Source organism: Streptomyces sp. NPDC002790, assembly GCF_040295505.1.
Taxonomy (GTDB): domain Bacteria; phylum Actinomycetota; class Actinomycetes; order Streptomycetales; family Streptomycetaceae; genus Streptomyces.
The window spans coordinates 1-8434 of the sequence record NZ_JBEOVM010000179.1; the positions used below are offsets into that span (position 1 = coordinate 1).

Consider the following 8434-nt stretch of genomic DNA (forward strand, 5'->3'; position numbering starts at 1 on the left):
CGGCCACGGGGCTCCGCCCCGGACCCCGCGCCTCAATCGCCGGCGGGGCTTGGTCTTTTAAGCCCCTGCGGCGATTGAGCAGCGGGGTACGGGGCAGAGCCCCGATCTTTTGGGGCGGTGCCGCTCTCACATGCGTTTCAGGATCGCTGACTTGGCCGTGGCGAATTCGTCGGCCGTCAGGACCCCGGCCTGGTGGAGGTCGCCCAACTCCCGGAGGCGACGGAGGAGGGCGTCGTGATCGTCCTCCGGCGGAGTCTTCTCCGGGACCGGGACCGGCGGCACGGCCCCGGTCGGCCCCGGACGGGGAAGGCGGGCCTGGACCGCCGCTGCCACGAGGGCCATCAGCGGGTCCTTCTTGAAGCCCCAGAGTTCGATGGAGTTGGGGTCGTATTTCGGGGGTGCCTTCGTCGGGGAGGAGCGGACCGTGAAGCGGAGGCAGCCGTTCTCCAGGCCGATCGCCGGCTGCCACTCGACCGCCGTGATGTCGGAGAGGGCCAGGACCCGGGTGCCGGCCGAGGACTTGGCCTCTTCCGTCTTCCAGTTCCACTCCAGGCGCACCCGCTCCCCGTCGAAGCTCGCCGTGCCGTCCCCGGCGGAGACGGACAGCGGTACGGCGGGGCCCGGCAGGAGGTACGTGGGGCAGGGCGAGGCGGGGATCTCGTCCAGGAGCAGCGCGTTGCGGACCTCGTCGACGAAGTACTCCGCGACGCCGTAGCGGTCCGACTCGACGGTGAGCTGGTACGGGTCCGCGCCCTCGGTCAGCTTGCCGCCGGTCGCGTGGAGGAGGGGGTCCGCGCCGTCCCGCAGGCGCAGTCGGCCCGTCTTCTTGCCCTGCTCGAAGGAGGCGCCCGCGAGCGCCGTCAGCGGCACGGTCAGCTCGCCCAGCGCCTTGCGGAGCGGGTGCACGCCCTTGTCGCGCCCCGGCACGAGCCGCAGCGTGTCGCCGAGATACGTCCAGGTGCCGTCGCGCTGGATGATTTCCGCCATGCCGCCATTCTCGTACGAGAAAGGCCTCGTACGGGAAAGGGGCCCGGGAGGACCGTCTCCCGAGCCCCTACCCGGTCATGGGGGCAGGCGATGGGGTCAGGCGATCGGGTTCTCCAGGTCGCCCACCAGTTGCAGGGCGCCCGACGGGTCCGCCAGGTCGACCATCTGCTCGTTGTTGCGCAGCTGGAGGCGGTTGAGGGCGGAGAGGGAGAAGTTGGGGGCGAACATGTCGAACCGCTCGAACTTCTCGGCCAGTTGGGGCATCGCGCCCTGGTAGTCGCCCACGCAGTCCGCGACCGCCGACCAGAACGTCTCCTCGTCCACGACGCCGTCCTCGACGAGGTTCGCCGCGAGGAAGCGGAAGAAGCAGTCGAAGACGTCCGTGAAGATGGAGAGCAGCTTCATGTCGTCGGGGACTTCGGCCTTGATGCGCTCGACCGCGGGCGGCAGGACCGCGTCCGGGTCCATCACCGCGATCTCCTCGGCGATGTCCTTGAAGATCGACCGCTTGACGACGCCCTGCTCGTCCAGGACCAGGATGACGTTCTCGCCGTGCGGCATGAACACCAGGTCGTAGGCGTAGAAGCTGTGCAGGAGGGGCGTCAGGTACGACTTCAGGTAGGGCTTCAGCCACTCGCGCGGGGTCAGGCCCGAGCGCTCGATCAGGGCCCCCGCGAAGGACTTGCCCTCGCGGTCCACGTGCAGGAGGGACGCCATGGTCGCCAGGCGCTCGCCCTCGCCGAGCGAGTCCACCGGGGACTCCCGCCACAGCGCCGCCAGCATCTTGCGGTACGGCGAGTAGCGGTCGGTGGCGGCCTCGTACTCCAGGTGCCGGTAGCCGACGGCCGCGCGCTCGCGGATGATCGTCAGGCCGGTCTCCTTGAGCACCTCGTCGTTCTCGATGAGGTTCGCGAGCCAGTCGTTGATCGCCGGCGTCGCCTCCATGTACGCCGCCGAAAGGCCGCGCATGAAGCCCATGTTGATGACCGAGAGGGCCGTCTTCACGTAGTGCTTGGAGGGCTCGCTCTTGTTGAAGAACGTGCGGATCGACTGCTGCGCCAGGTACTCGTCGTCGCCCTCGCCCAGGCACACCAGGTTCCGCTGCGCGATCTCGGCGGCGAAGGTGACGGAGAGCTTGTTCCACCACTGCCACGGGTGGGCGGGGATGAGGAGGTAGTCGGCCGGGTCGAGGCCCTGGTCGCGCAGGACCGTGTCGAAGCGCTCCAGGGTGGCGTCGCCCAACTCGGCGCGCAGGAACGACTCGTACTCCAGGCCCACGCCCGCTGTGAACGCCGCGCGCTCGCGGCTCGCGGCCAGCCAGATCAGCCGGACGGGGCTTGCGGTCTCGGGGGCGTACGAGAGGTACTCGTGGATGCCGAAGCCGAGGCGGCCGTTGTTCGCGACGAAGCAGGGGTGGCCCTCGGTCATGCCCGTCTCGATCGCCTGGAAGTCGCCGGAGGCGGCGAGTTCGGCGGAGGACAGGTACGGCTTCGTCAGCTTGAAGCAGGTGCCGGAGAGTGTGGAGGAGATCTCCTCCAGGTAGACGGGGAGCGTCGAGTCGCTGAGGCCGAGGCTCTCCTTCAGTTCGATGAAGAACTGCAGGGCGTTCAGCGGGAGTTCGGCGCCGTCGCGGTGGCGGGTGATCGAGTCGGCGGGCACCTGCCAGTGGTCGAGGCGCAGGCGGCGCGCGGTGAACTCGTAGCGGGTCAGGCCGTCGTCGCTGAGGACGGAGAACCGGCCGCCGGATATCGCTTCCGGTATCAGGAGCCGCTCGTGGCTGAACTCGGCCAGGGCCTTGCGGATGAGGAGGCGGTTGGCCTCGGCCCAGCGCTCGGGGGAGAGGTGGGTGGCGGCGTCGGCGATGCTCATGCTCCGGTGGTCCTTCCCGTGGCCGCTTCGAACTGGGCGCGCGTGCAGAAGCTCAGCAGCGCCTTCTTCTCCGGCTTGTCGATCTCACGCGCGGGGACGAAGCCGACGGCCTCGTTCAGGGCGTGAACTGCCTTGTTCCCCACGTCGGGTTCGACGACGACGCGTCGCACCGAGGCGTCGTCGAAGAGGTGTTCCATCACCGTCGTGATCACGGCGCGCGTGAAGCCCGGGACGCGGACGTCGGAGGGCGCGGTGAGGAAGTGCATGCCGATGTCGCCGGGCTCGGGCTCGTACAGGCCGACCAGCTCGACGTACCGCGGGTCGTAGCGCTCCATCAGGAACGCCGGTTCGCCGTCGTGCAGGCCGAGGAACGCGTCGTGGTGCTCGTGCGCCGCTATCGACATGTACTCGCGCTCGACGTCCTGGAGCTTCGCGTCCTGCATCAGCCAGTAGGCGGCCTTGGGGTCGGTGACCCAGCGGTGCAGCAGCTCGGCGTCGCCTTGTGCGTCGACGGGTCGGAGGGACAGTTTGCCCAGCGTGCGGGTGGTCGTGCTCATGCTGCGAACTCCTGGAACGCGATGGTCTTCTCGACGGGGTAGTACTCGGTGCCGAGCAGCTCGCCGATGATGTAACTGTTGCGGTAGGCGCCCATGCCCAGGTCGGGGCTGGTGATCGAGTGGGTGTGCACGCCCGCGTTCTGCAGGAAGATGCCGCGGCCCGTGGTGTCGATCGAGTAGTTGCGGGCGACGTCGTAGCGGCCCTTGCCGTCCCAGCGGATGCGGTCCTTGACCGGCTCCAGGAAGGCGGGCGTCGCGTACTTGTAGCCGGTGGCGAGGATCAGGCCCTCGGTCTCGAGCTCGAACTCCTTGTCCTGCTCCTCCTGGTGCAGGCCGAGGGTGTACGTGCCGGTGGCGGACTCGTAACCGGCCGTGCGCAGCGCCGAGTTGGTGAGCAGACGCGTCGGCACCGGACCGTTCAGGCCCTTCTGGTAGAGCAGATCGAAGATGGCGTCGATCAGCTCGCCGTCGATGCCCTTGAACAGGCCCTTCTGCCGCTCCTCCAGGGAGTAGCGGGTCTGCTCCGGCAGCTTGTGGAAGTAGTCGATGTAGTCCGGGGACGTCATCTCCAGCGTGAGCTTGGTGTACTCCAGCGGGAAGAAGCGCGGCGAACGCGTCACCCAGTTCAGCCGGTAGCCGTGCACGTCGATCTCGCCGAGGAGGTCGTAGTAGATCTCGGCGGCGGACTGCCCGGAGCCGACCAGCGTGATCGACTTCTTCTTCTGGAGCTGCTCCTTGTGCTGCACGTAGCGGGAGTTGTGGACGACCCCGTCGCCCTCGAGGCCCTGGCACGCCTCGGGGACGTACGGCGGGGTGCCGGTGCCGAGGACGAGGCGGCGGGCCCGGTGGGTCTCGCCCTTGTCGGTGTGCACGAGGTACAGCTCGGCCGCCTCGTCGTAGTGCACCTCGGTGACGGTCGTCGAGAAGCGGATGGACGACAGCTTGGCGGCCGTCCACTTGCAGTAGTCGTTGTACTCGACGCGCAGCGGATAGAAGTTCTCGCGGATGTAGAACGAGTACAACCGCCCCGATTCCTTCAGGTAGTTGAGGAAGGAGTACGGAGAGGTGGGGTCCGCGAGCGTCACCAGGTCCGACATGAACGGGGTCTGGAGGTGGGCGCCCTCGAGGAACATCCCCGAGTGCCACTCGAAGTCCGGCTTGGACTCGATGAACAGCCCGTTCAGCTCGTCGATCGGCTCGGTGAGCGCGGCGAGACCGAGGTTGAAGGGGCCGAGTCCGATCCCGATGAAGTCGTGGACGCTCTTCTTCGTCGTCTCAGGATGCGCGGTCAAGGGTGTCTCCCAGGTACTGCTCGGCGTGGCCGGCGATGAGGTCGAGGACGGCCGAGATGTCTTCGAGGGTCGTCTCGGGGTTGAGCAGAGTGAACTTCAGGTACTGGCGCTCGCCCACCTTGGTGCCCGCGACGACGGCGTCACCGGAGGCGAACAGGGCTTTGCGGGCATGGAGGTTGGCGCGGTCGATGTCCGTGGGGTCCGTGGCGTCGGCCGGGATGTAGCGGTAGACGAGCGTGGACAGGCTCGGCTCCACGACCACGTCGAAGCGTGGGTCGGATGCGAGCAACTGCCAGCCCTCGTACGCCAGATCGCACACCTCGTCGAAGAGGCCGCCGATGCCCTGCGCGCCCATCACGCGCAGCGTCAGCCACAGCTTGAGCGCGTCGAAGCGGCGCGTGGTCTGCAGGGACTTGTCGACCTGGTTGGGGATCCGCTCGGCGACGGTACGGCGCGGGTTGAGGTACTCCGCGTGGTACGTGGCATGCCGCAGCGTGGCCCCGTCACGGACCAGGATCGCGCTCGAACTCACCGGCTGGAAGAAGGACTTGTGGTAGTCGACGGTGACCGAGTCGGCGCGCTCGATGCCGTCGATCCGGTCCCGGTTCTTGTTCGACACGAGCAGCCCGCAGCCGTACGCGGCGTCGACGTGCATCCACGTGTCGTACTGGGCGCACAGCTCGGCGATCTGGGGCAGCGGGTCGATGGAGCCGAAGTCGGTCGTGCCCGCGGTCGCGACGACGGCCATGGGGACGAGGCCGTTCTCGCGGCAGCGCTCCAGCTCGGCGGCGAGGGCCACGGTCTGCATGCGCTTCTCCCGGTCGACCGGGATGGAGACGACCGCTTCCGGGCCGAGGCCGAGCAGCGTCGCGGACTTCTTGACGCTGAAGTGGCTGACCTCGGAGGCGAAGATGCGGAGCGTGGACAGGTCCTGCGACTTGGCCTCCTCCCGTGCGAGCAGCAGCGCCTGAAGGTTGGACTGCGAGCCGCCGGAGGTGAACACGCCGTCGGCGGCGGGGCCGAGGCCGATCCGTCCGGTGGTCCAGTCGATGAGCTTGCGCTCGATGAGCGTGCCGCCCGCGGACTGGTCCCAGGTGTCGAGCGAGGAGTTGACCGCGGCGAGGATCGCCTCGCCGAGCACGGCCGGGATGACGACCGGGCAGTTGAGGTGGGCGAGATAGCGGGGGTGGTGGAAGTAGACGGCGTCGCGGAGGTAGACGTCCTCCAGCTCGTCCAGGGCGGCGATGGTGTCCTGGAGCGGCTCGTCCAGATCTACGGCGTCGACGGTGGGGGCGAGAGCGTCCGGGGTGACGCCGGTGAACGGCCTTGTGGTGGTGGCGAGTTTGGCCGCCACCCGCTCGACTCCCTCGGTCACGGAGTTGCGGTAGAGCTCCGCGGTGGTGTCGTTGAGCAGGTGCGAGCGCATGAACGGTTCCTCCGGGTTTGTGGGGGGGTGGTTCCCGGGTGGGGCAGGAAAAGGGCGGGGTCGCGAGCCCTTGGATTAGGTTAGCCTAACCTAACTTTGGCTCGCGACCCCGCCCCCTGTTCCGTGGCTGGTATGGCTGGAATGTCCAGTCGCCTACGGGCGTTACGCCGCCCGCAGCGCGTCCTCGCTCATGCCGCGCCGCCAGTACCCGACAAAGGTGACCGCCCGCTTGTCGTACCCCCGCTCGCGCACCAGGTGCCGCCGCAGCTCCTTCATCGCCCCGGACTCACCGGACAGCCAGGCGTACGGACTTGTGGCCTCGGGAAGCCGCGCGGAGCGCACGGCGTCGACGGCCGAGGGTGCGCCCTCGTCACGGACCAGCCAGGTCACGTCCACATCCGCGAGCGTGATGATCGGCTGGATGTCCGCGCGGTGCGGAACCTCCAAGTACACGTGCGCCGAGACGTGTTCGGGCAGCCAGGCAAGGATGCCGAGCGCGGCGGGCAGCGCCGTCTCGTCGCCCCACATGAGGATGTGGTCGAAGTCGTCGTGGGGCTGACAGCGCACCGCGGCGTTGTCGGCGATCGCCGGGCCGAGCACGACGGCCCGGTCCCCGGGGGTCGCGGCGCGGGCCCAGCGGCAGGCGGGGCCCGAGGTCGACGGGTCGTCGTCGTGCAGCACGAAGTCGATGTCGACCTCCTCCGCGGGGAAGCGGCGCTGGCCGCTCAGCGTGTACGAGCGCATGATCGCGCGCTCGCCGTCCGGGATCGCCCGGTACGCCGCGTGCCAGGCGCGGCCGTCCTCGCCGGGCGTGACGGGCGGCATGACCGGGGCGTCCTGGCCCGGGTGCGGCAGGAAGAGGGAGAGGGACTGGTCCCGGCCGCCGCCGTGGAAGTCGGCGAGGTCCTGCCCGGTGAAGGTGACCCTGAGGAGCGACGGACCGAGCCGCCGCGTGCGGACCACTTGCAGATCGAAGAATCGGAAAGGTGCGACAGCGGGGGCTTCGGTCGTCGTCGTCATGGGATCAGGACACCTTCTTCGCCGTCTCGATGGCCTTCGCGAGGTTCTCCAGCATGGGAGCGCACTTGTCGTAGGAGAGGATCGGCTCGGGGGAGCGGGCGATGACCTGGCCGGCCTTGACCGCCGGCAGCTTCTTCCAGGTCGGCTCGTCGACGTCGGCGGGCTGAATGGCCTGGGCGCGGTCGTCCATCATGATGATGTCGGCCTTGTACTTGTTGACGTTCTCCCAGCTCAGGTTCTCGAACCAGCCGCCGGACGCCTTCTTCGCACCCTCCGAGGGCTCCACGAAGTTCACGCCGAGCGCCTTGAAGTACTCCAGGTCGACGGAGAGGTTCGTGCCCGAGACGTAGAAGATGTCGGGGCTCGCGCTACCCGCGAGGACCTTGATGTCGGGGTGCGCCTTGGCCGCCTTGCGGAGCCGGGCGGCGGCGTCCTCGAAGCGCTTCTTGGCCTTGACGACCTTGTCGGCCTTCAGGTCGGCGCCGAGCGACTCGGCCAGCTTGTAGACGTGCTCGAGCGGTGTCGTGAGCTGGCGGTCGTAGACGGAGATGCCGGCGCTCGGGGCGAGCTTGGCGATCTTCTTGGCGGACTCCTCGGGGACGTACCAGAGGGTGCCCGCGCCGTCGAAGATCGTGGTGAGCAGCACCTCGGGGGCGAGCCCCGCGTACTTCTCGATGTTGAACTGGCCCCACTCGTTGCCGATGACCGTGACCTTGTCGACGGGCATGTCGCCGGCCTGGACGTCGGGCTTGCCGCCCTTCGTGGTGGTCGGGCCGAAGACGCCCTTGACCTGGATGCCGTAGTCGTAGAGCGCGGCGGCCATGCCGGTGAAGGCGACGATGTTCGTCGGAACCTTGTCCAGCTTCACGGTCTTGCCGCGGTCGTCCTTGTACGACCAGGGGCCGGACTTCTTGGCGGCACCCGCCGAGCTCGAACCCCCGTCCTTGGAGCCACCGTCGCCGCAGGCGGCAAGCGCGGCTCCGAGGCCGATGGCGCCGGTCGCGGCGAGGATGCCGCGGCGGGTGGGGCGGGACAGGGCGTTGGGCATGGTGGGCAACTTTCGGACGTGCCGAGGCGGCGACCGGGCGGGTGTGGAACTCAGGGTAGGTTAACCTAACTTCCCCGGTTGTCCAGGGGCCGGGCCCCTGCGCCTGCGGCCCGGCCCTTCAAGCCCCCGCGCACGGGTGAGCCATTTAAGCCCCTGCGGCGATTGAGCAGCGGGGTATGGGGCAGAGCCCCAATCTTTTGAGCACGGGGGCCGTCCTCCGGACTCGGGGATCCGC

General features: G+C 68.7%; 7 protein-coding genes. All 7 read right to left on the minus strand.

Annotated features, from left to right (window positions below; genetic code table 11):
• Positions 1-126: 126 nt before the first annotated feature.
• Positions 127-987 carry a DUF4429 domain-containing protein gene (locus ABT004_RS35120; RefSeq protein WP_351345462.1) on the minus strand — a complete coding sequence of 287 codons (861 nt, stop codon included), beginning with the start codon at positions 985-987 and terminating at the stop codon, positions 127-129.
• A gap of 96 nt (positions 988-1083) precedes the next feature.
• Positions 1084-2856: an IucA/IucC family protein gene (locus tag ABT004_RS35125; RefSeq protein ID WP_351345465.1), complete on the minus strand. Its 1773-nt coding sequence runs from the start codon at positions 2854-2856 to the stop codon at positions 1084-1086.
• Entirely contained in the window at positions 2853-3413 is a 561-nt protein-coding gene (locus ABT004_RS35130; RefSeq protein ID WP_351345468.1) for a GNAT family N-acetyltransferase, read from the minus strand. Before ABT004_RS35130 ends, ABT004_RS35125 begins: the two co-directional genes overlap by 4 nt.
• Positions 3410-4705, minus strand: a complete 1296-nt coding sequence (locus tag ABT004_RS35135) for a lysine N(6)-hydroxylase/L-ornithine N(5)-oxygenase family protein (protein WP_351345471.1) — start codon at positions 4703-4705, stop codon at positions 3410-3412. The genes ABT004_RS35130 and ABT004_RS35135 overlap by 4 nt, the downstream gene beginning before the upstream one ends.
• Positions 4689-6131, minus strand: a complete 1443-nt coding sequence (gene desA, locus ABT004_RS35140; RefSeq protein WP_351345474.1) for a lysine decarboxylase DesA — start codon at positions 6129-6131, stop codon at positions 4689-4691. The genes ABT004_RS35135 and desA overlap by 17 nt, the downstream gene beginning before the upstream one ends.
• A 162-nt stretch (positions 6132-6293) precedes the next feature.
• Entirely contained in the window at positions 6294-7151 is an 858-nt protein-coding gene (locus ABT004_RS35145; protein ID WP_351345477.1) for a siderophore-interacting protein, read from the minus strand.
• Between the two features lie 4 nt (positions 7152-7155).
• Complete coding sequence (locus ABT004_RS35150) at positions 7156-8199, minus strand: ABC transporter substrate-binding protein (protein WP_351345480.1); 1044 nt, start codon at positions 8197-8199, stop codon at positions 7156-7158.
• Positions 8200-8434: the final 235 nt, after the last annotated feature.